21 protein-coding genes are annotated in these 21,109 nt (G+C 60.0%); 8 read left to right on the top strand and 13 right to left on the bottom strand.

Annotated elements, in window-relative coordinates; translation table 11 throughout:
- Positions 1-8 precede the first annotated feature (8 nt).
- The 6 genes from ACQY1K_RS14400 to ACQY1K_RS14425 form a co-directional block, all read right to left on the bottom strand.
- Positions 9-1,046 (bottom strand): ABC transporter ATP-binding protein, encoded by a 1,038-nt coding sequence (locus ACQY1K_RS14400; protein WP_430257671.1) that lies wholly within the window; start codon positions 1,044-1,046, stop codon positions 9-11.
- A complete protein-coding gene (locus ACQY1K_RS14405; RefSeq protein WP_092659627.1) occupies positions 1,039-1,821 on the bottom strand; it encodes an ABC transporter permease in 783 nt (260 codons plus the stop codon). Before ACQY1K_RS14405 ends, ACQY1K_RS14400 begins: the two co-directional genes overlap by 8 nt.
- Entirely contained in the window at positions 1,818-2,663 is an 846-nt protein-coding gene (locus tag ACQY1K_RS14410) for an ABC transporter permease (RefSeq protein ID WP_430257672.1), read from the bottom strand. The genes ACQY1K_RS14405 and ACQY1K_RS14410 overlap by 4 nt, the downstream gene beginning before the upstream one ends.
- A gap of 131 nt (positions 2,664-2,794) precedes the next feature.
- Positions 2,795-3,817 (bottom strand): ABC transporter substrate-binding protein, encoded by a 1,023-nt coding sequence (locus tag ACQY1K_RS14415; protein WP_113112330.1) that lies wholly within the window; start codon positions 3,815-3,817, stop codon positions 2,795-2,797.
- Positions 3,814-4,893: a LacI family DNA-binding transcriptional regulator gene (locus ACQY1K_RS14420; protein ID WP_430257673.1), complete on the bottom strand. Its 1,080-nt coding sequence runs from the start codon at positions 4,891-4,893 to the stop codon at positions 3,814-3,816. Before ACQY1K_RS14420 ends, ACQY1K_RS14415 begins: the two co-directional genes overlap by 4 nt.
- Before the next feature lie 212 nt (positions 4,894-5,105).
- Positions 5,106-5,555: an Rrf2 family transcriptional regulator gene (locus tag ACQY1K_RS14425; RefSeq protein WP_062461367.1), complete on the bottom strand. Its 450-nt coding sequence runs from the start codon at positions 5,553-5,555 to the stop codon at positions 5,106-5,108.
- Positions 5,556-5,684: 129 nt separating this feature from the next.
- On the opposite strand from ACQY1K_RS14425, the gene ACQY1K_RS14430 reads away from it, so the two are divergent.
- A complete protein-coding gene (locus ACQY1K_RS14430; protein ID WP_430257674.1) occupies positions 5,685-6,608 on the top strand; it encodes an NAD(P)/FAD-dependent oxidoreductase in 924 nt (307 codons plus the stop codon).
- 59 nt (positions 6,609-6,667) lie between these two features.
- Here ACQY1K_RS14430 and ACQY1K_RS14435 read toward each other — a convergent pair whose 3' ends face one another.
- Positions 6,668-7,585 carry a LysR family transcriptional regulator gene (locus tag ACQY1K_RS14435; protein WP_430257675.1) on the bottom strand — a complete coding sequence of 306 codons (918 nt, stop codon included), beginning with the start codon at positions 7,583-7,585 and terminating at the stop codon, positions 6,668-6,670.
- Positions 7,586-7,695: 110 nt separating this feature from the next.
- On the opposite strand from ACQY1K_RS14435, the gene ACQY1K_RS14440 reads away from it, so the two are divergent.
- Entirely contained in the window at positions 7,696-8,871 is a 1,176-nt protein-coding gene (locus ACQY1K_RS14440; protein WP_062461376.1) for an acyl-CoA dehydrogenase, read from the top strand.
- Between the two features lie 416 nt (positions 8,872-9,287).
- Here the strand turns inward: ACQY1K_RS14440 and ACQY1K_RS14445 are convergent, their stop codons facing one another.
- Positions 9,288-10,316 carry an AbiJ-NTD4 domain-containing protein gene (locus ACQY1K_RS14445; RefSeq protein WP_430257676.1) on the bottom strand — a complete coding sequence of 343 codons (1,029 nt, stop codon included), beginning with the start codon at positions 10,314-10,316 and terminating at the stop codon, positions 9,288-9,290.
- Between the two features lie 314 nt (positions 10,317-10,630).
- Here ACQY1K_RS14445 and ACQY1K_RS14450 point away from each other — a divergent pair, with 314 nt between their 5' ends.
- The 3 genes from ACQY1K_RS14450 (at position 10,631) to ACQY1K_RS14460 (ending at position 13,767) form a co-directional block, all read left to right on the top strand.
- Positions 10,631-11,041, top strand: coding sequence for a jacalin-like lectin (locus ACQY1K_RS14450; protein WP_430257677.1), 411 nt, complete (start codon positions 10,631-10,633; stop codon positions 11,039-11,041).
- Between the two features lie 496 nt (positions 11,042-11,537).
- Positions 11,538-12,134 (top strand): cupin domain-containing protein, encoded by a 597-nt coding sequence (locus ACQY1K_RS14455; RefSeq protein WP_430257678.1) that lies wholly within the window; start codon positions 11,538-11,540, stop codon positions 12,132-12,134.
- Positions 12,135-12,330: 196 nt separating this feature from the next.
- Positions 12,331-13,767, top strand: a complete 1,437-nt coding sequence (locus ACQY1K_RS14460) for an NAD-dependent succinate-semialdehyde dehydrogenase (RefSeq protein ID WP_430257679.1) — start codon at positions 12,331-12,333, stop codon at positions 13,765-13,767.
- 105 nt (positions 13,768-13,872) lie between these two features.
- Here the strand turns inward: ACQY1K_RS14460 and ACQY1K_RS14465 are convergent, their stop codons facing one another.
- Both ACQY1K_RS14465 and ACQY1K_RS14470 read right to left on the bottom strand, forming a co-directional pair.
- Entirely contained in the window at positions 13,873-14,337 is a 465-nt protein-coding gene (locus tag ACQY1K_RS14465) for a hypothetical protein (protein ID WP_430257680.1), read from the bottom strand.
- Positions 14,338-14,681: 344 nt separating this feature from the next.
- A complete protein-coding gene (locus ACQY1K_RS14470; RefSeq protein WP_430257681.1) occupies positions 14,682-15,053 on the bottom strand; it encodes a VOC family protein in 372 nt (123 codons plus the stop codon).
- 72 nt (positions 15,054-15,125) lie between these two features.
- Here ACQY1K_RS14470 and ACQY1K_RS14475 point away from each other — a divergent pair, with 72 nt between their 5' ends.
- Entirely contained in the window at positions 15,126-15,572 is a 447-nt protein-coding gene (locus ACQY1K_RS14475; RefSeq protein ID WP_430257682.1) for a MarR family winged helix-turn-helix transcriptional regulator, read from the top strand.
- Positions 15,573-15,643: 71 nt separating this feature from the next.
- Here ACQY1K_RS14475 and ACQY1K_RS14480 read toward each other — a convergent pair whose 3' ends face one another.
- Positions 15,644-16,543, bottom strand: a complete 900-nt coding sequence (locus ACQY1K_RS14480; protein ID WP_430257683.1) for an AraC family transcriptional regulator — start codon at positions 16,541-16,543, stop codon at positions 15,644-15,646.
- 187 nt (positions 16,544-16,730) lie between these two features.
- On the opposite strand from ACQY1K_RS14480, the gene ACQY1K_RS14485 reads away from it, so the two are divergent.
- Complete coding sequence (locus tag ACQY1K_RS14485; protein WP_062583069.1) at positions 16,731-17,465, top strand: SDR family oxidoreductase; 735 nt, start codon at positions 16,731-16,733, stop codon at positions 17,463-17,465.
- 69 nt (positions 17,466-17,534) lie between these two features.
- Here ACQY1K_RS14485 and ACQY1K_RS14490 read toward each other — a convergent pair whose 3' ends face one another.
- Positions 17,535-19,556, bottom strand: a complete 2,022-nt coding sequence (locus ACQY1K_RS14490) for a DEAD/DEAH box helicase (RefSeq protein WP_430257684.1) — start codon at positions 19,554-19,556, stop codon at positions 17,535-17,537.
- 422 nt (positions 19,557-19,978) lie between these two features.
- Here ACQY1K_RS14490 and ACQY1K_RS14495 point away from each other — a divergent pair, with 422 nt between their 5' ends.
- A complete protein-coding gene (locus tag ACQY1K_RS14495; protein ID WP_430257685.1) occupies positions 19,979-20,560 on the top strand; it encodes a DUF1349 domain-containing protein in 582 nt (193 codons plus the stop codon).
- Between the two features lie 12 nt (positions 20,561-20,572).
- Here ACQY1K_RS14495 and ACQY1K_RS14500 read toward each other — a convergent pair whose 3' ends face one another.
- Positions 20,573-21,049, bottom strand: coding sequence for a hypothetical protein (locus tag ACQY1K_RS14500; RefSeq protein WP_430257686.1), 477 nt, complete (start codon positions 21,047-21,049; stop codon positions 20,573-20,575).
- Positions 21,050-21,109: the final 60 nt, after the last annotated feature.

Raw genomic sequence — 21,109 nt, forward strand, 5'->3', positions numbered from 1 at the left:
ATATCTCCTCAGGCAATGCGCGAAAGTTGCGCGGCCTTGTGTACCGGCAGGTCGAAAGACAGGTCCGAGCCGGACACATGCACCGGTTCGGAAGCATCCACCTCAGCCTTGATCGGACCGAGCGCGCTGTCCAGCAAATATTCGCGGGAATGGCCGGCAAACGATGTGCCGCGCACGGTTCCGCGAAACGGGCCGGCTCCAAGCGTCACCATGCGCGGACGCCAGGCGAGACCCGCAGCCGAAGGTGCCTCCAGGCCCGGTGCGACCGAGAGCGGCACGCTGCCATTGGCGGTCTTCAGCGCGCCGCCTTCCAGCGCAAAGATGTTCTCGAACCCGACGAAATCCGCCACGAAGGAGGAGGTCGGCCGATTGTAGATATCTTCAGGCGTGCCGATCTGCTCGATCGCGCCGTTCTTCATGACGACGATCCGGTCGGCAAGCGACAGGGCTTCCGCCTGGTCGTGGGTGACGAAGATCATCGTCACGCCGGTTTCGCGCTGGACGCGCTGCAATTCGGTGCGCATTTCCAGCCGAAGCCGGGCATCGAGGTTGGACAGCGGCTCGTCGAGCAGCAGAACCTTCGGCTCCATCACCATCGAGCGGGCAAGCGCCACGCGCTGCTGCTGGCCGCCGGAAAGCTCGGCCGGCTTGCGGTCGGCAAATTTTGCCAGACCGACGGAGGTGATGCCGGACTGCACCTTGGCATCCAGTTCGGCGCCTTTCATGCCCTTCAGCCGCAACCCGAAGGCAACGTTTTCGTAGACGGAGAGATGCGGGAACAGTGCATAGGACTGGAACACCAGCCCCACGGCACGCTTGTTCGGCGCCGTGCGCGTCATGTCCTCGCCGTCGAGGATGACCTTGCCGGATTTCACAGGCAACAGCCCGGCGATTGCCCGCATGGTCGTCGTCTTGCCGCAGCCGGAGGGGCCGAGCAGCGCGATGAGTTCGCCACGCCGGACCGACAGGTCGAGATCGGCAACTGCCACGCTGTCGCCATAGGCAAGCGTCAGCTTTTCAAGCGAGAGATAGGATTGATCAGACATAGCGGGAAAATCCGAGAAAGCGTTCAGCAGCAAAAACGATGCCGATGGACAGGAAGGCGAGCAGCGACGAGAGCGCCGCAACCGACGGATCGAAGACGATTTCCATATAGGCCATCATGTCGATCGGCAGCGTGCGCACACCGGGACCGGACAGGAACAGCGATACGGGCACCTGGTTGAACGAGGTGACGAAGCCGAGGATGAAGGCCGAAAGAATGCCGCCCTTGATGTTGGGCATGACCACCCGGAAGAAGGCACCAAGCCGGGACGAGCCCAAAAGCACTGCAGCCTCCTCGATATCCGAGCGCAGGTTGTCGAGGCTCGCCGAAACGACCCGCACCGCATAGGGCAGGATCAGCGCGGTATGGGCGAGAAACAGCGCAAGCGTGATGCCGACGCCGAACGGCACGACCACATAGCGCAGCAGCGAAAGGCCGACGATGATGCCGGGTACGATGATCGGCGCCGAAACGATGGTGCGGATGATTTCTGCCCCCGGCAGCCGGTAGCGCGACAGCGCGTAGGATGCGGGAATGCCCAGCACCAGCGCTGCCGCCGTGCCGCCGATGGCCAGAAACATCGACATCGCGAACGAGGCACGAAAGCTTTCGACCGTGAAGACCTTGAGGATCCACTGCAGCGAAAAGCCCTGCGGCGGAAACGCCAATGTCTCGCCAGCCGAAAACGACGCCGCGACGATGATCAGAAATGGCCCGATCAGAAAGGTCGCCAGCAGAAACAGCGTGGCGGGGACGAACAGGCTGCGAGCGGTCATCGGGCGGCCTTTCTCTGCGTGTTGCGCGCCGTTGCCACCCGCTTCAGGAGAAGGTTGGCGGCAAAGCTCATGACAATCAGGATGCAGGCGATGACGCTTGCGGCGACGAAATTGTTGCTGACGGCAACCTGCTGGTACATCAGCGTTTCCAGCATCAGAACCTTGGAGCCGCCAAGGATGGCCGGCGTGATATAGGCGGTGAGGCAACCGGTGAAGACCAGCGTGCCGCCGATCACCAGCCCTTCCTTGGTAAGCGGCAGGATCACCTTCCAGAACACCTGGAACCAGTTGGCGCCGAGCACCCTTGCTGCTGGAACCGCATCCTTCGGCATATTCTCGAGCGCCGAGATCAGCGAGATGATCATCAGCGGCAGAAACAGCTGCAGCAGGCCGATAAAGATTGCCGTTTCGGAAAACAGGATGCGCAGCGGCGCCTCGCTCAGCCCCAGCGCCTGGAAAGCCTGGTTGACGATGCCGGTCCGGCCGAGAATGACGATCCAGGCATAGGTGCGCGCCACCGGCGAAATCATCAGCGGCAGCACGACCAGCCCGGTCATCCGGCCCTTTGCAGCGGGCGACAGGCTGACGATGGAAAACGCCGCGGCATAACCGATCACCGCCGCAACCACCGTCACCAGCGCGCCAAGCTTCAGCGTGCGCAGAAACACCGCCTGATTGAGCGGCGAGGAGAAGAACTCGCCGTAAGCCGCAAGCGTCCAGCCGCCATCAAGGCTCCTGAACCCGTCAGACAGCAGGATCAGCACGGGCACAATAAACACCGCCGCCGCAAAAATTGCGGCAGGCAGCGCCAGTGCAAACGCCTCGGCCCGGTTTTGAAACATGCGTGGTCTCCGGTAGTATCGTCGAACTGTGTCTCGTCATCATTCCCGCGCGCTTCGCAGGCCGCGCCCTTTCAGCCCACAACCTGGGCCGAAAGGTATGCGACGCCGCAAGACACGCGGTTTGCTGAAGCTTACTGCCCGACCTTGTCGTTCCAGGTCTTGATCCAGCCGGCGCGGTTATCGAGAGCGATGGCCGAGGGGATGAACTTGAGGCTTTCGGCGGTTGCCTTGCCGAAGGTGAGATTGCCGGCGACTTCGTCGGACACCTTCACCTCGCTGTTGGCAGGGCTATCCACCAGCTTTTCGGCAAGTTTGGTCTGGATCTCGGTCGAGAGCCAGAAATCCATGAACTGCAGCGCCAGGTCACGGTTCTTGGAGCCCTTGGTGACGACCATGACATTCATGCCGCCGGCTTGGCCTTCCTTAGGCGTCGCCCATGCCATCGGCAGGCCGAGCTTGGTAAACGGCGCCCAGGCGAAACGACCGGCGGGCGCTGCCCAGATCTCTTCCTGCTTCATCAGTTGCACCAGCTGCGAGGATTTCTCGTAGAAGGTGACGATCTCGTCCTTGTTCTCGCCGATCGTCGCGATCGGGGCTGCAAGGTCAGGCGTATCCTTCCCCAGCGCCTGGCCGAGCATATAGAGCGTTGGTGCCGCGCCATTGGTGGTGATGTTCGGGAACGCGATATGGCCGACATATTCCGGCTTGAACAGATCCGCCCAGCTTTCGATCTTCATCTTGTCAGAGCGGTAGACGATCGAGTTGGCGTAGAACGTGTAGCCGACGCTCTTGCCGTCCTGGTTCGGGTCCTTGGCGATGTCGTAAAGCGCGTTGAAGCTCTTGAGCTTGGCCGTATCGATCGTGTCGGTCAGATCCTTGCGGGACGCAGATAGCGCATCGGCCATGGAGACGACGGCCATGTCGATGACCGGATTGGCCTTGTTGGCCTCCATCTTGGCAACCCGCTCGACACTGTTGCCGGTCTCGACCACCAGCTTGCAGCCGCAGATCGCCTGGAAGGGATCATAGACGATCTGCTTGTACTCGTCCTGCGCCAGCGCATAGACGGAAATGGTCAGCGTCTTTTCCTGTGCCTGGGCAAGGCCCGTCGTGGCAAGCAAAAGCGTGGCGGATAAGGTAATCAGGGTCTTCATGGGTCATTCCCTTCCAAGGCTGGGGATGCGGGTGAAAAATCGGGGCTGGAAACGGATGCGGTGGTCTGGCGGGCAACGAGTGTCATCGGCACGCGATCGGTCTTTGCAACGGCTGTGACGCCGACCGTTATGGTCGCGGCATCAGGCTCGGCCGCATCATCGCCGATCACGCCGACCAGCGCGCCGACGGCAATCTCGGCAATCGCCGCCATATCCTGGCGCACGGTGGTAAGGCCCGGCGAAACCACCGACGACCAGACGAGATCGTCGAAGCCGGTGACGCTTGCCTGCTGCGGAATGCGGATGCCGGATTGCTGCAATTCGGTCAGCGCACGCAGCGCATGCAGATCGCTCGTGGCGGCAAAGGCGGTAAAGCCGAGCTCGACCTTCTGCTTCAAACCGAGCGAACAACCGGCTCCCGCCAGTGCCTCAAGCTTCTCGATCCAGATCGTCTCGAAGCGGGAACCCTTCGGCAGGCGCGATTTCATGCCGCCGATGCGGTCGTTCTGAACGTTCGAAAGCGGATTGGCGCCGATCAGCACGAAATTCGTGTGGCCGAGCCCGACCAGATGATCGGCAACCACCTGGCCACCCTGCCAATGATCGGAAGAAACCGTGTTGCCTGGAGTCGACGGGCTGTCGATGACGGCGACCGGGCAACCGAGGTCGGCAATGCGGGTACCGAGCCGCGGCACGATGACGATCCCGTCGACCTGGCGCTCGACCAGCCGCTGGATCGCAAGCGTCTGCATCGAACTGTCGCCACGGCTGTCGGCGATCAAAACGCCGTAACCGGCATCGGCTGCAGCATTCTCGATCGCCTGGGCAATCTGCGGGAAAAGCGGATTGGCAATATCGGGAAGCACCAGCCCGATGACGCGGCTGCGCCCCGTGCGAAGCGCCCGCGCCGTCACGCTCGGCACATACCCAAGCTCCTCGGCCTTCGCCCGTATCTTCGCCCCAAGCTCCGGCGAAACCCGCCCCTTGCCCGACAACGCATTCGACACGGTGGCCGCCGACACGCCAAGGGCGCTCGCTATCGCAGTCATGTTCGAACCGGGGCGGATGGGAGCCATCGAGGCGCTCTGATTAATCGTTTAATCAGAAAAGCAGAAAACGGATGAGGAGTCGAGTCCTGCCGGATGGTTGCAAACTCACGCCCTGGGCGGCCAGAGCGAAAATCCGGCACCACAGCATGGGCTTGGGGCACACCCAGCGTGAAGCAGAGGGCTTGGTCTACAGAGGGGTCAATCCGCGGCCGAAGACATGGCTGGGGTGTCGCCTGCGGTCATGGCGTGCATCGTTGACCGCCGTCCTGTTCGCTCGAGCCTTGAAACCCGTTGGCGATATCGGCAAGCGTTACCCCGGCAAACCTCTTGCGCAGCAGGTCCTCGGCTTCGTTGAAGACGTCCGTCAAAGTCCCGTTGACCGCCTGTTCGATCGGACATCCCGGCATGTCGTAAGCGGGTCCAACCGCAAAGATCGACGGTTCTCCGACCGCCCGGTAGATATCGAGAAGCGTCAGTTCCTCGAGAGGACGCGCCAGCGTCCAGCCGCCACCATGCCCTTTTACGGAGCTGACATACCCTTCGTCGCGCAGTCCCGCCATGGTGCGCCGGATGACGACAGGGTTGGCGTCGAGCATCTGGGCGATCATCTCGGATGTCATCGCCCCGTCATGTCGTCCCATATGGATCAACACATGCAGCATGCGCGATAGCCGACTGTCCTGCCTCATGTTCTACTCCCTCGCGTTCTTTCCCCACCGACACTAGCACAATCGTCATTCACGATACAATCGAAGTGCCATGAGGCTTGACCCGTCTTTTCATGACACTTATGTTGTTGCGAGATAGAGGAGAAAGTCATGAGCGACACGATCTACGACGTCATCATCATCGGAGGCAGCTACGCCGGCCTGTCGGCAGCGCTTCAACTCGGCCGCGCGCGTCGAAAGGTTCTGATGATCGACGAAGGCCTCAGGCGCAATCGGTTCGCATCCCACTCGCATGGCTTCCTCACCCAGGACCACGTCGATCCCGCGGAAATTGCAGCCGAGGCCCGGTCACAGGTCATGGAGTACCCAACGGTGGATTGGGTCTCAGGTCGTGCAGATACCGTTCAGCGCAACGGTGAGAAAGGCTCCGGAGCGGCTCATGTCACCGTTTTGGTGAGAGACACCCGTTACCGTTCGCGCCGGCTGATCCTGGCGCTGGGCGTACGCGACATTCTTCCCGACATCGCGGGGTTGAAGGAGCGTTGGGGCAAAAGCGTGTTCCACTGCCCCTACTGCCACGGCTACGAACTCAACCAGGGCAAGATCGGCGTCATCGCCGGCTCGGCGCTCTCGATGCACCATGCGCTGATGCTTCCCGATTGGGGACCGACAACCCTGCTTCTCAACCAGGCATTCGAGCCGGATAGAGATCAGCTTCAATCCCTCGCAGCGCGCGGCGTCGTCATCGAGCGCTCCCCCGTGAAGGCCCTCACCGATCACGCCGATGTGCAGCTTGTAGATGGAAGGACCCTGTCTTTCTCCGGCCTGTTCGCGCTTGCTCCCTTCGAGGTCTCCACCTCGATCGCGCAGCAGCTCGGCCTCGACATGGAACCAGGCCCCCTTGGCGCCACCATCAAGACTGATGCGATGAAGGAAACCAGCCTGCCCGGCATCTTCGCCTGCGGCGACGCCGCGCGGCCCATGGCCTCTGTTGCACTCGCGGTCGGCGATGGAAGCCTGGCGGGTGTGGCTGTTCACCGGTCGTTGCTGTTTGCGACCATCAACGATGAATAGGCTCAAGGAGCGATGGATGGATCATGGTGAAGGGGCGGGACGCGCCGTTCCGTCACCCTTCACCACCCCACCACCTCCTGCCCATACCGCGCCACCTCCTCCAGCAGCCACTCCCGAAACGCCACCACCGGCCTAAAATCGCGTTTGCTGATGGGTGCGACCGCGTAATAGGCGCTGGGGCTCGTAACTTCATGCGGGAAGGCTTCGACGAGCTGGCCACTCGCCAGTTCGGAATCGATCAGGAACAGCGGCATCAGCGCCACGCCCAGCCCCGCAATCGCCGCCTGCGCAACGCTTGAGAACTGTTCAAAGCGCATTGCCTGGGAGGGTGCCGTGTCGATGCCAAGGCTTGCGAACCAGTGGCTCCAGGCGCCGGGGCGCGATGCCATGTGCAGAAGCGGCAGCCGCAGCAGGTCTTCGCCCGCGCGGATCGGATGGCCGGCCAGAAACTCCGGCGAGCAGACGGGGGCTACCATTTCGCTCATCAGATAGGTGCACTCGGCCCCCGGCCAGTCGGGCGTGCCCACATGGATCGCCATGTCGATACCTTCGCGGTCGAAATCGAACACGCCGATGCGGGTCGCGAAATTCAGCGTCACCTGCGGATGGCGGGCGACGAATTGCGGAATGCGCGGCATCAGCCAGCGGGTGCCGAAGGTCGGCAAGATCGCAAGGTTCAGCTGGTCGCCATGCCGTTTGCTCATGGCAGCAAGCGAGGCGGAGCGGATCTGGGAAAGCGCCACGCTGATCGATTTGGCATAGTCCGCCCCGGTCTCCGTCAGCACCACGCCACGGCTGGTGCGCTCGAACAGCGGCATGCCCAGCTGCTCCTCAAGCCCGGAAACCTGCCGGCTGATGGCGCCTTGCGTCAAGGACAGCTCTTCGGCAGCCGCCGAAAAGCTGCCGAGCCTGGCAACGGAATCGAAGGCGGCAAGCGCCGAGGTGGACGGCAGAAGCTTTCGCGACAGGGTGAGCATGCCCTATGACTATAGATCATGACCGTTTGAGTAAACGGGTCTTGCCCTTGCGCGCCCCACGGCGATAATCGCCATCAACAGAATTGCTGAAATCCGGAGGCCTCAGAAGCATGGCGTTTAACTGGAACGATCCCTTTCTCATCGAAGACCAACTGAGCGACGAAGAGCGGATGATCCGCGATGCGGCCGCAAGCTTTGCCAAGGCCGAACTCGCGCCCCGCATCAACGATGCCTATCTCGATGAGACCACCGACAAGGACCTGTTCAAGCTGATGGGCCAGACCGGCCTTCTCGGCGTGACCCTGCCTGAGGAATATGGTGCCGCCAACGCCTCCTACGTCGCCTACGGCCTCGTCGCGCGCGAGATCGAGCGCATCGACAGTGGCTATCGCTCGATGATGAGCGTCCAGTCGTCGCTGGTCATCTATCCGATCTTCACCTACGGCTCCGACGAGCAGAAACAAAAGTACCTGCCCGGCCTCGTCTCCGGCGATCTGATCGGCTGTTTCGGCCTGACCGAACCGGATGCCGGCTCCGACCCCGGCGGCATGAAGACCCGCGCCGAAAAGATCGAAGGCGGTTATCGCCTGCGCGGCGCAAAAACCTGGATCTCCAACGCGCCGATCGCCGACGTCTTCGTCGTCTGGGCGAAATCGGAAGCCCATAACAACGAGATCCGCGGCTTTGTGCTCGAAAAGGGCATGAAGGGTCTTTCCGCCCCGAAGATCGGCGGCAAGCTTTCGCTGCGCGCCTCGATCACAGGCGAAATCGTCATGGACGGCGTCGAGGTGACCGAAGATGCCATCCTGCCCAACGTGTCGGGCCTGAAAGGCCCGTTCGGCTGCCTCAACCGCGCCCGCTACGGCATTTCCTGGGGCGTGATGGGCGCTGCCGAAGACTGCTGGTTCCGCGCCCGCCAGTATGGCCTTGATCGCAAGCAGTTCGGCAAGCCGCTCGCCGGCACCCAGCTCTACCAGAAGAAGCTCGCCGACATGCAGACCGAAATCACACTCGGCCTGCAGGCATCGCTTCGCGTCGGCCAGCTGATGGACCAGCACAAGATGGCCCCGGAAATGATCTCCATCGTCAAGCGCAACAATTGCGGCAAGGCACTCGACATCGCCCGCCAAGCCCGCGACATGCACGGCGGCAACGGCATCCAGATCGAATACCACGTCATGCGCCACGCCCAGAACCTCGAAACGGTCAACACGTATGAAGGCACGCATGATGTGCATGCGCTGATATTGGGCCGTGCGCAGACGGGGATACAGGCGTTTTTCTGAGACGGATTTTTGGTGTGAACCTAGCCCGGCGCGCTGTTGTGTGCCGGGCTTAAACTGCCGACAAAGTCCTTTCCTAACAACTTCGCAGGTCACTTGGGAAATTGAGCCGGCTGGCAAACTCCCCTCATCCTCGCCCTTGTGGCGGGGATCCAGCCAGCTCAAGTCCTTGAGCTAAAGAGGGTCTTTGACCCGACAGACGTCGGGTCGCTGGATCCCCGCCACAAGGGCGAGGATGAGGGAGAGTGCGGTATCGCTCTCGTCAAACAAGCATCTTCAGAATTTGTCAGCAGTCTGGGCCCGCCACTGCGTGCCGGGCTTCTTGCGCGAAATGCGGATGGGGCTGACTGGGTTGGGGCGGAAGCGGAGGTCTGGCGGCTCTTTCGAGCGCATCCTTCTTAGTGTACGTAGGCTGTCACCTACATGCGCCGTATGAGGTTCTTTATCCAGCTCATACTGAACTCGATTGCCCATTCTGTCTGTGGTCTTGTCAACGAGGGCATGGTTGCGCTACCCGCTCCGTGCCCGAATGGATTACGAACGTGGGTGAAGTAGTCTTTAATCAGGGCACTTTCCCAAGGAGCTATGAAGGCATTTGTCTTCGAGCCGAGGTTGTCAATATAGTTGTGAGCACCCTTCTCTTTCCCACGCGTCCACCCCTTGCTGTCGGAGATGACCTTGATGGTGCTTTCCAGCGCTCGCGCCGCATAAAATGCAGGGTCTTTGCCGTCACCATCGCGTAGGTCTAGCGCCTCTTTCATGTCAAGATCTACGTTCTTCCATTGCGGGGGCGCCAGGAGTGACCAGAAGGGGGTCTCAACCTCGATCTGCACGAGATCGTCGGTCACTATCTGAATGAAGCCGCTATGGTAATTTAACGGATATTTGGCTTGGCGGAAGCGAGTGTTCAATTCGTCTACAGCGGTCTCAAATACCTTTGTTCGCATAGCGCGTCGAGCGCGGGCACCGTCTTCTGGATTTCCAGGTAATCTAAGTCCCGGGCGGGTGAGCGGGGCAAGTAGCTTCTCGCCGTCCGATATGTCCCTCGCATTCATTGCTGCAATTTCGGTTTCCTTGGCGCGGAAGCCAAGTTCGATGAGGCTCAAGCGTTCCTTTATGTAGGTATCCGGTGAGCCTGCAGGGACCTGGGTCAGCCACTCTTCGCAGACCTTCAGCAGGGTGTTTTTGAACGTCTGATATCGTCCGTTGCTTGTATAGGATGACCAGTGTTGGGAAAGTTCTTTTACGCCAAGCTCGCGTGACAGGCTGCTTTCAAGCGTCGTCCAGAAGCTGACCGATGTTAGGTCTTCCTTGCCATTAATGTAATAAGGCGACAGGTCCTCCGCTAAGATACGGAACGACTGGACAAGCAGGCGAACGTCCCGCTGCTCAAACAGTTCTCGAAGCTGGCTTCCTTCGTATCGGCGAGCAAAAATATCGACAAGCATGGTATTTATCCGTCAATGCGACCGGGCGTTTCATCAACTCCGTAGCATACTTCGTTTACGCGGGTGTCGTCCTGCCGGGGATGATCGCCCCCCAAAAAAAATTGGGAAGAATTTCGTAGTCGGAACGGACAGGAGGCAAATTTCGCTGGATCAATAATTTTTAGTCAGCGCGACGCGGCCAACAAGGAAATTACGGCAAACAAAAAATCATCACTGCGGTATCAGACGGCAAATATATCACTGCTAGACATTCCACACTACAATGATACTATACTTGCAGTAAATTCGCTTCCAAATAAATCCTAGGGGTGGATATGTTGGAAAAGCTCGAGAAAATATATACTTTTGGCGCACTGGGTGGCCAGCCATTTCAAGATCAGCAAATCAGAGAAATTGGTCTATCTGCTGGGGATTGGATCGACGCGCTTTACCTGAATGGGCATCGATACGGCGGTCATCATGGCCGAGATACGCCGCGGCTTGTTCTTGAAAGTGATGAATTCATCGATAGCATCGACATCCGTTACGGGAGCCGTATAGATTACCTTCGCTTCTCTACCAATAAGGGCCGCTGGATCGAAGGCGGCGGGAACGGCGGGACGGCTCATCCCCCATTTCGGGATATCCGATTGCTTGGGATAGCAGGGAGATCCGCAGTCTACCTAGACAGGATCGAGTTACGCATGTTGATCGACTCGACTATACACCCAAAGCCGTCCTTCTAGTATGCTTCCGCTTGACGTTGTTAAGCGGAAATGGGGATGGGAGGTATGCGCATCCAGGCAAGGCCCAGGATAACTCAGACGCGAAGCTCCACCTCTCGCTCCACAAGGCAGATCGACAGTGGCGCCTGATCTCTTCGCCCATGTTAGCGACGTCCTCTGCAGGATTACTTACGTTACGTATGCGTGATCGCTTACAGTCTGCTTTTGGATGCTAGCTACCGTTTTGTAAGGGTAGTCTGCTGCTGACGTAGACTGCTACTGAGCAGATGACCGCTTTAGGAAATTCAGGGAATGTAGATCTGCGTCCGAAATTAAGCCGAATCCCGGCAGCATATTTCGCCAACGCCCGCCTTGCCCTCAGCCCCCCATCGCGACCCGCCCCCCCCCCTCACCACCCACGCCAGTTTTCGTCATTGGCCATCCCCCACCCTTCGGTGTATCACAAATCGCTGCCGCCGCTTGAGGCGCTGGCGATGCATGAAGGCGCGCACGAAGAATGCACGGAACGGAAAAAGCGGAAGCCGATAACTCGCACATCGAACCCGAAGCGGCGTTCGATGTCGGCGATCGGCTCCGGCTGGTGCGCCAGGCCCACGGGCTGTCGCAGCGGGCTCTGGCGGTCAAGGCCGGCGTTACCCATTCGCTGGTGTCGCTGATTGAAAAGAATAAGGTCAGCCCCTCGGTCGCCTCGCTGAAGAAGATCCTGGAAGCGATCAACTATCCGATGACCGATTTCTTCGCGCTGACGCTGCCGCCCGTCGACCAGATCTTTTACCGCGCCGACGAACTAACGCCCTTGTCGACAGGCGCGCTGACACTGTTGCAGGTGGGCGATGCCAAATCCCACAGCGTGCAGGTGTTTCACGAATTCTATGAGCCGGGCGCCGATACCGGCGAAACCATGCTCAGCCACGAGGCGGAGGAAGGCGGCGTCGTTGTCGCCGGCGAACTGGAAGTCACCGTCGGAAACCAGACCCGTATTCTGAAGCGCGGCGATGCCTATCTGTTCGACAGCCGCCTGCCGCATCGCTACCGAAATGTCGGAACTGTGCGCTGCGAGGTGGTCAGCGCCGTCACGCCTCCCTATCTATAGAGCACGCGGGGGCACGGCAGCTGAAAACGCTGCCCGGTTTAATCGATATAAGTATGACTTATTCGATGCCCGCCGTTGATTGTCTCCCGTCTTTGTCTTAACTCAGGCACCGGAACATTTGACACCTCTGCCGGCGGCCGGATGCACCTCCTTACCGCTTGCCCTTGCGCGAATTTCACGAACGAAAGTGGACCCTATGCAGACCTATCCCGACGTAAAGCTCTTCATCAACGGCGAATGGCGCGATGCGATCGCCGGCGAGACGATCGAAGTCACCGATCCCGCGACCGACGAAGTGATCGGCAAGATTGCCCATGCTCGTAAGGCGGATCTCGATCTCGCGCTTGAAGCGGCCGACAAGGGTTTCAAGATCTGGCGCGACACCGCGCCCTTCGACCGTTCCAAGATGATGCGCAAGGCAGCCGATCTGCTGCGTGAGCGCGCCGATAGCATCGCCTTCATGATGACCCGCGAACAGGGCAAGCCGCTTGCCCAGTCGAAGATGGAAATCATGGGCGCCGCCGATACGATCGACTGGTTTGCCGAAGAAGCCCGCCGCACCTACGGCCAGATCATTCCGGCCCGTTTTTCCGGCGTCAACCAGATGACGATCAAGCTGCCGGTCGGCCCGGTTGCAGCCTTTACGCCGTGGAACTTCCCGATCAACCAGATCGTCCGCAAGCTCTCCGCAGCGGTTGCCACCGGCTGCTCGATCATCGTCAAGGCGCCTGAGGAAACTCCCGCATCGCCTGCCGAACTGATCCGCGCCTTTGCAGACGCCGGCGTGCCTGCAGGCGTCATCGGCCTCGTCTACGGCATTCCGTCGGAAGTTTCGGAATATCTCATTCCGCATCCGGTCATCCGCAAGATCTCGTTTACCGGCTCGACGCCGATCGGCAAGCATCTCGCAGCGCTCGCCGGCAAGCACATGAAGCGCGCCACGATGGAACTCGGCGGCCACGCACCGGTCCTGATCTTCAATGACGCCGATCTCGACAAGGCGATCGAAGTGACTGCCATGTCGAAATTCCGCAACGCCGGCCAGGTCTGCGTCGCGCCGACCCGCTTCCTGATCCAGGATGGCGTCGCCGACAAGTTCATGGAAGGCTTCGTCAAGGCTGCCGAAGCTCTCAAGGTCGGCAACGGCATGGACGCCGGCACCACGATGGGCCCGCTTGCCAACGAACGCCGCATTCCGGCCATGGAAGCGCTGATCCAGGACGCCGTCTCGTCCGGCGCCGAACTGAAGACCGGCGGCAAGCGCATCGGCAACAAGGGCAACTTCTTCGAACCGACGGTTCTTGCCAACGTGCCGACCTCTGCCAAGATCATGAACGACGAGCCCTTCGGCCCGATCGCCATCGTCAACCGCTTCTCGACTTATGAAGAGGCCATCACCGAAGCGAACCGCCTGCCCTTCGGCCTCGCATCCTACGCCTTCACCGGCTCGGTCAAGACCGCCCACGCACTCGGCCGTGAAGTCGAAGCCGGCATGCTGACCATCAACCACAACGGCCTCGCGCTGCCCGAAGTCCCCTTCGGCGGCGTCAAGGATTCCGGCTACGGCACCGAAGGCGGCTCCGAAGCCGTCGCGGCCTATCTGGAAACGAAGTATGTCAGCCAGATGAACTGATCGGCTGATTGGTGAAATGCGAAACGGCCGGGGTGAGAACTCCGGCCGTTTTTTTGTGTCGTGGCGGTGGTGCCGGTTCAGGCAGGCGTATTGGGCTGAGGGCTTTTAAGCCTGGGCCTCGGCGCCGGAAGTTTCGGCCCGATACTGCTGCATAGTCTCCATGGCCTTCTCGAGCATCGTGAGCGTGTCCTCGTCGTTGCGCGAAATCGCTCCCTCGATACCTGCGCGAACCTTTTCCGTAAAATCAACGCGTTCGCCATCATCGGAAGCCTGCAACTCGCCGGCAGTGCCGCCATCCACCGGAATTTTCATCGTCATCGCCATAAAGGGAAGGCCTTCATCAAGCGACATATTCCCGCTGTGGATCTGGTCATTGCACCAGTCCTGCATTTCCTGGCGGGTCATGCTGGTAAAGTCGGTCTGCTCGGCACCCTCTGCATCCGACGTGGACGCACCTGCCGTGGCAGTGCTCAGCGCGGCCAAAAACGAGGCCGAGGTGTCGTCGGAAGCAGTAGATAGCTGCGCGCTTTGGCTCGCGTAGAGGCGACTTGTTGATGTGTCGATTTTCATTGTAGCAATACCTTGAGTATAGAAATGGTACTGCACTATCGAATGCAAAGCTTGCGCCAAGCATTTTGGCATATCGGCCTTGGAAAAAGAGACCTAAATCGACAATATTTTCGAATATTTCATAATAATGATATGAAAATTAGAAGAGTTTCTCTGAACTTAGCTCAACGTGTTCATATTTCTTCCGCTTCCTTCTGGCGGAAAACACGAAATGGCAGGTGTCGGGATTTTCGGGCGCTGTTTTAGAGCGAAGTGCTTTCATCGAACGCACTTCGCTCTAGTCTTATGACGCGAAAGCATTTGATCCGCCTCAGGCTGCCGTCACCTGAAGCCAAATGCTCTGATCACAGCGTTGAGACGTTATGCGCCGTTATCGTATATCCAAATGGATCGACGAATGCGAAGTAGCGCCCGAACGGCCCGTCTTTGGGCGGGAATACTATCTGCACATCCCTCTCGGACAGATGCGCGTGCAGTTCGTCAGCATCGTCACAACCAAACCAGATTGCAACGCCAGTTCCGAGCTTCCCCGTTTCATCAAAGTCCTCGATCGGCGTGCGAACGGCGAATGGAATAGGGTGGGTTTCGAAAACAATCGCGCCGGGAGGTGCTTTCGCCGAAGGCGTGAGCCCGACGACATCCCGATAGAAGGTGAGTGCGGCGTCCAGATCCTTCGTCTGGATGCCGATGAAATCCGGTCCAATTAATCGAGCCATAGGCTGCCTATCCTTTTCAATGAGACCCGGTATTATCAGGGTACTGACATCTAATAGTATAAGGGCCCTGATATGTCTACTCTCATGGATCCACCGGTCGATGACACATACCGTTCGCTCGGATACGCGCTGAAGCGAGCGCAGCAAGCGCTGCGGGGCCATCTCGACAACAAGCTGAGAGATATCGGACTGACGACCCCACAATATTCGGTACTGGCGGGATTGGAGTTCAGCGCGGGCTTATCAAGTGCGGACTTGGCCCGGCGCGCCTTCGTGACACCGCAGACGATGCAGTCCATCATAGCCACACTCGAACGGGACGGCCTTATCAAGCGCATGGCTCATCCGGTACGCGGCCGGGTTCTCACAACCGAACTGACACCGGAGGGCCGGACCGCATTGTGTGCGGCCCATAAAATCGCCGCTGACGCCGAAACCACTGCCCGAAATGCCGTAGCACCTGACAACCCGGAGATCATATACGCGGCCCTGCTCCGTATAGCAGAGGCAATGCGTTAAACTCCTTGGTCGAACCTAACGCCCGGCCATAGCTCCCTGCCGCTCACTACCGCAGCCAGAGAGCCACCCACCTACCCCGCCGCGGCCCCACCATACCCCGGTGGCCCCACCGGCGAGGTCGCCCGCAAATTCCTGATGTCGCGGGCGGGTGGCGATCCGAACATTCTTGCGTATTCCCGGGTGAACTGGGACAGGCTTTCATAGCCGACGGCAAGTGCGACGGCTGCCACATCGCCGGGCCGTGCAAACAGCATGCCGCGCGCCTCGTAGAGCCTGATCCGCTTTTGATACTGGATCGGCGACAGGCCGGTGCTCGTCTTGAAGCGCCGCTGAAAGGCGGACGGGCTCATGTTTGAAGCGGAGGCAAGCTCGTCCACGTGGAAGGTGGTGGCATAGTCCTTGCGCAGCCGGACCAGCGCGTTCCTGATCTGCGCGAACCGATCGTCGATGCTGGCGACTTGCCGCAGCACGGCGCCTTGCGGGCCGCGCAGCAGTCGGAACAGAATTTCCCGTTCCAGCAAGGGTGCCATCACCGCAATCTCATCCGGCTCCTCCATCAGGCGCAGCATCCTCAGCCAGGCGTCGATAAGTCTGTCGCTTGCGTGACTGACGCAAAAGCTGGGCGTGTCAGACGACACAGCCGGGCCGGGATCGTCCAGCAGCAAATCGGCGATCATCGCGCGATCGAAGGTGAGCCTGACCGCGAGATAGGGGCCCTTCACACTCGCATGAACGATCTCGCCGATGACAGGCAGCGCCACGGACGCGATGAATGTCTGCCCTGCGGTGTAACTGATCACCTCGCTCCCGATCAGCAGGCGCTTTTCTCCCTGCAGGATCAGGCTAACCAGAGGCTGATAGATTTCGGGAAACAGCTCGGTCGGTTCGGTCACCTTGAGGATGTCAACGCGGGGAATGCCCGTGGTCGTGAGCACGCCTGCAGCGCGTTCTTCCACAAACTCCTTCAACATCCTGATGGCATCGCTCATGAGCAGAGATGTGGCACGGCTTTCCGTCCAGAGCAACGCATAAGCAGGAATGTGCAAATTTCAGACCGGATCGGACGCGCGACGGGATCGCCTCCGGTCTACGGATACTCACCCGCGCAGCCTTGTTGCGATGCTGCGCGGGACACCATTTTATGAAGGAACATTCCAGATGGAAATCAAAGACGCGGTTGTGATTGTCACCGGCGCTTCCTCGGGTATCGGCGAAGCAACGGCGCGCGCTGCGGCCTTGTCCGGCGCGCGGGTCGTTTTGCTGGCCCGCAGGAAAGATCGCATCGAAGCGCTGGCACGGGAGATTGGCAATGAGGCGCTGGCGGTGGTTTGTGATGTCACGCACCCGGAGCAGGTTAAACAAGCCGTCCAGGCCGCCGCTCAGAAATACGGTCGCATCGATGTTCTGGTCAACAACGCCGGACAGGGCCTGCATGCCACGATCGAAGAGATCGGCATTGAGGATTTCAAAGATGTGCTCGATCTCAACTGCGTAGCGCCGTTGGTCATGATGCAGGCGGTCATTCCCCATATGCGCAGCCAAGGTGCCGGCAGCATCGTCAATGTCAGCTCAGGCGCAACGCTTGCCACCTATCCGGGCTCGGCTGCCTATACCAGCTCCAAGGCAGCGCTGAACATGCTTTCAAGTGTCGCTCGCCTGGAGCTTGCCGATGCCGGCATTGCCGTCTCGATCATGCATCCGTTCATCACCGCGACCGAGTTTTACGGCGCCGTCAGGTCTGGGCTGGAATCGGCAAAGACACAGGAGATCCAAACCGCATCCTTCGCACACCCGCCCGAACGTGTGGCAGACATGATCCTTGAACTTGTGCGGAGTGGCAATGCGCAGGCCGACCTCGTCCCGAAGGACTATGGCGGCAGCTTCGAGGGCTAGGGGATGTAACCTGCCCGCCCGATCTGCCAATAAACAAACGGGGGACGAAACCTCGCCCCCCGCTATCAACTACTTGCGCTTGTCGAACCCGCCCTTGGGGGCCGGCTTCTTGAACGGCTTGTCGCCGCCAGCCTTGTTGAACGGCTTGTCGCCCGGCTTCTTTGCGAAGCTGGACTTCGGCTTTTCGCCCCAGACTTCGTCATCGACGCGGCGATCGGCATTGGCGCCGGCGGGCTTGGCTTTCCAGTCCTTGCGCGGCGCATCGCCGTAAGGCTTGGCACCGGCCGGCTTATCCTTGTTGAAAGGCTTGTCGCCGTAGGGCTTGTCTTTGTTGAACGGCTTGTCGCTGCGCGGGCCATCCTTGCTGAACGGCTTGTTGTCCTTGTAGGGCTTGTCCAGACGCGGGCCTTCGCGCTTGACGAAGCCTTCGTCATCGCCGCGCGAGAACTTGCTGAAATCCGGAACGCCATCGAGGCGCGTCACGCGTACGCCGCGTTCCATCATTCCGTCCTTGCCGAGCTTGGCCATGAACTTGTCGGCATGGGCTGCGGCAATTTCCACGAAGGTCTCTTCGGCCTGCATCTTGATCGCGCCGATCTCCTGCTTGGTGAGATCACCGGCGCGGCAGATGGTGGGGATCAGCCAGCGCGGTTCGGCGCGCTGCTTGCGACCAACCGACAGCGAGAACCACACGGCTGCGCCGAAATCGCCACGCGGCGTCAGCGGCCGCGGTGCCGAATCATTGCCGCCTTCGCGGGGCTTGCGGGTTTCCAGCGACACTTCGGTAATGTCTTCCGGCGCCGAATTCTTGCCGCGATAGAGGCTGACGAAGGCGGACGCCAGCTTCGTCGCGTCAAAACGCGCCACCAGCTTGTCGATCAGGCCCTGTTCTTCCTCGTCCTTGGCGATCTCTTCAAAGATCGGATCGGCAAACAGACGTTCCTCGTCGCGCGCGGTCACCTCTTCGGCCGATGGCGGGCGGGCCCAGGTGGGCTCGACCTGCGCGCCGGCGAGAAGACGCTCGGCCTTGCGGCGCTGGCTGACCGGAACGATCAGGGCGCTGACGCCCTTGCGCCCCGCACGGCCGGTGCGGCCCGAACGGTGCAGCAGCGTTTCCGAATTGGTCGGCAGATCCGCATGGATGACGAGTTCGAGACCCGGCAGGTCGATACCGCGGGCAGCGACGTCGGTTGCGATGCAGACGCGGGCGCGGCCATCACGCATGGCCTGCAGCGCATGGGTGCGCTCGGTCTGCGTCAGCTCGCCCGAAAGGGCCACAACGGAGAAATTGCGATTGGCAAGACGGGCATGCAGATGGTTGACGGCAGCACGCGTCGAGCAGAACACGATTGCGTTCGGCGCCTCGTAAAAGCGAAGCGCATTGACGATCGCATGCTCGCGGTCCGACGGAGTGACGACCAGCGCGCGATATTCGATATCCACATGCTGCTTCTGTTCGGACGCGGTGGCGATGCGCACGGCATTGCGCTGGTAGCTCTTGGCAAGCTTGGCAATGGCCGACGGAACGGTTGCCGAAAACATCAGCGTGCGGCGTTCGGCAGGGGCTGCCTCAAGAATGTATTCGAGATCTTCGCGGAAACCGAGATCGAGCATCTCGTCGGCTTCGTCGAGCACGGCCACGCGGATTTCCGTCATGTCGAGCGCGTTGCGGCGGATATGGTCGCAGATACGGCCAGGCGTGCCAACGACGATATGGGCGCCGCGTTCCAGCGAACGACGCTCGGCGCGGATATCCATGCCGCCGACGCAGGAGGTGATCACGGCGTCCGCTTCGGCGTAGAGCCAGTCAAGTTCGCGCTTCACCTGCATGGCAAGCTCGCGGGTCGGCGCGATGACAAGTGCGAGAGGTGCAGCAGCCCGGCCGAATTTCTCACCATCGTCGAGCAGCGTGCGCGCCATGGCCATGCCGAAGGCAACCGTCTTGCCGGAGCCTGTCTGGGCGGAAACGAGCGCATCGGCGGTTTCGAGCGCAGGATCGAGCATGGCCAGCTGGACGGGGGTTAGCGTCTCATAGCCGCGCTTTTGCAAAGCCTTCGCGATCGCCGGAGCGGCGCCGTTGATATCGGTCATCAAATCTGTCTTTCGGATATGTCGGGCTCAAAGGCCCCATGGCTGCAACGATCGCAGCCGAACGTTTGCGCCGTCCCTATAGGCTTCGGCGCGAAAAGTCAAAGGATGGGTGGCCGCGGCGTCGCGTTTGGTCGCGAGTAGATCTGTCCCTCACCCCGATAGGTGTCACGACGCGGAGCTGAGTTTGGCCCGAATGAGAGAAGAATGCCCTGTCTTTTTACATCCCACCACGAGGCGCTCTGCTGCCGGCTGAAGGAAGAGCTATCGTCGTGCGCTCTCGCTCCGCATTCTCTCGGCAGCTCTTGGCACAACGCAGAATTTTTCTGTCAGTCCTTTTTTGTTGGCAGTTCATGCGCTCTAGCAATAATCTCTCGACGAAATATGCGGCAAAGCAAATCCGCCAGTTGTCATAGGAGCCACTATTGCAGAGCCTTAAGAATGGACGGTGGCTAAATCAGCCCGCAAATTCAGATGCTTCGGATATCGCACTCTCTGTCACGACGGACGCCAGCACGGATTTCTGGCGAGAGACCCATTACGGCTTTGTCCGCGACAACGGCCACTTCTACGCATTCCAGGCCGACGGCGACTTCACCGCCCAGGTTCGAGTCCAGGCCCATTTTGAGCATCTTTACGACCAGGCTGGCCTCATGGTCAGGCTTGACGAAAGACGTTGGGTCAAGACCGGGATCGAGTTCTCGGACGGCTATGGCTTGCTCGGCAGTGTGCTGACGGATGAAGCCTCAGACTGGGCCACGGGACGATACGACGGCGACCCATCAGATTTTTGGATAAGGGTGACCGTCCAGAGCGGCGTTCTGAGAATACAGGCGTCAGGCGATGGAAAGACTTGGCCACTCGTCCGCCTTTGCCCATTCCAAAAAGCGGATCATTATTTCGTTGGCCCGATGTGCTGTACGCCCGAAAGAGCAGGCTTAGAGGTAAGATTCAGTGAGTGGCAATTGGGGCCGGCCTTGGGCAAGGACCTCCACGACCTGTCGTAGCCGCCAGAACGCTTAAATTTCCGCGCCGAGAGCAACATACTGATCGAGATGCCTGAGCCATTTGCGCTCGATGGCAGCCTCGATGTCGATTTCGTTCGCGCGAAGATACAAAATGAGCTGCCCGAACAAGTCGGCCGCTTCGTTTTCCAGGGCTTCGCGAGTGCCGCCTGAACCATCAGCATTTGGCTTCGCCCGACCGGCCATCAGGAGATGCTCAGCGGTCAGTTCGCCAAGTTCCTCGGTCAGCTTCAAAAGATACCAGTCGGCGCTCCGTTCAATGGCATGCACCCTGGCATAGAGGTCCCCGACGTGACCAATCCGGTCACTCAGCTCCTTGAAGGTCGCACTCATTCTGTCCTCGGCAATCGTAGAGAGACGCAGTTTGTCGACGCTACCACCGATTTGCGACAGGAGCGCTGCGATGACCGCAAATGGCGGATTAGAGAAGTCGCCAATCTCAACGTTTGAAAACTGACGCTTCACGTTCACTGACGACGGTCATGCGTCCGGCAGATGATGATGCGTCGTGATCATCCGCAATGACCGCGT

Source organism: Neorhizobium sp. IRS_2294, assembly GCF_050500145.1.
GTDB classification, from domain to species: domain Bacteria; phylum Pseudomonadota; class Alphaproteobacteria; order Rhizobiales; family Rhizobiaceae; genus Neorhizobium; species Neorhizobium soli.

Coding starts and splice junctions, on each gene's coding strand:
- ACQY1K_RS14430 (WP_430257674.1), top strand. CDS start 5,685: ATGAGCGACACGATCTACGACGTCATCATCATCGGAGGCAGCTACGCC.
- ACQY1K_RS14485 (WP_062583069.1), top strand. CDS start 16,731: ATGGAAATCAAAGACGCGGTTGTGATTGTCACCGGCGCTTCCTCGGGT.
- ACQY1K_RS14470 (WP_430257681.1), bottom strand. CDS start 15,053: ATGGCTCGATTAATTGGACCGGATTTCATCGGCATCCAGACGAAGGAT.
- ACQY1K_RS14445 (WP_430257676.1), bottom strand. CDS start 10,316: ATGCTTGTCGATATTTTTGCTCGCCGATACGAAGGAAGCCAGCTTCGA.
- ACQY1K_RS14480 (WP_430257683.1), bottom strand. CDS start 16,543: ATGTTGAAGGAGTTTGTGGAAGAACGCGCTGCAGGCGTGCTCACGACC.
- ACQY1K_RS14450 (WP_430257677.1), top strand. CDS start 10,631: ATGTTGGAAAAGCTCGAGAAAATATATACTTTTGGCGCACTGGGTGGC.
- ACQY1K_RS14435 (WP_430257675.1), bottom strand. CDS start 7,585: ATGCTCACCCTGTCGCGAAAGCTTCTGCCGTCCACCTCGGCGCTTGCC.
- ACQY1K_RS14415 (WP_113112330.1), bottom strand. CDS start 3,817: ATGAAGACCCTGATTACCTTATCCGCCACGCTTTTGCTTGCCACGACG.
- ACQY1K_RS14490 (WP_430257684.1), bottom strand. CDS start 19,556: ATGACCGATATCAACGGCGCCGCTCCGGCGATCGCGAAGGCTTTGCAA.
- ACQY1K_RS14425 (WP_062461367.1), bottom strand. CDS start 5,555: ATGAGGCAGGACAGTCGGCTATCGCGCATGCTGCATGTGTTGATCCAT.
- ACQY1K_RS14420 (WP_430257673.1), bottom strand. CDS start 4,893: ATGGCTCCCATCCGCCCCGGTTCGAACATGACTGCGATAGCGAGCGCC.
- ACQY1K_RS14400 (WP_430257671.1), bottom strand. CDS start 1,046: ATGTCTGATCAATCCTATCTCTCGCTTGAAAAGCTGACGCTTGCCTAT.
- ACQY1K_RS14440 (WP_062461376.1), top strand. CDS start 7,696: ATGGCGTTTAACTGGAACGATCCCTTTCTCATCGAAGACCAACTGAGC.
- ACQY1K_RS14455 (WP_430257678.1), top strand. CDS start 11,538: ATGCACGGAACGGAAAAAGCGGAAGCCGATAACTCGCACATCGAACCC.
- ACQY1K_RS14405 (WP_092659627.1), bottom strand. CDS start 1,821: ATGACCGCTCGCAGCCTGTTCGTCCCCGCCACGCTGTTTCTGCTGGCG.
- ACQY1K_RS14410 (WP_430257672.1), bottom strand. CDS start 2,663: ATGTTTCAAAACCGGGCCGAGGCGTTTGCACTGGCGCTGCCTGCCGCA.
- ACQY1K_RS14465 (WP_430257680.1), bottom strand. CDS start 14,337: ATGAAAATCGACACATCAACAAGTCGCCTCTACGCGAGCCAAAGCGCG.
- ACQY1K_RS14475 (WP_430257682.1), top strand. CDS start 15,126: ATGTCTACTCTCATGGATCCACCGGTCGATGACACATACCGTTCGCTC.
- ACQY1K_RS14460 (WP_430257679.1), top strand. CDS start 12,331: ATGCAGACCTATCCCGACGTAAAGCTCTTCATCAACGGCGAATGGCGC.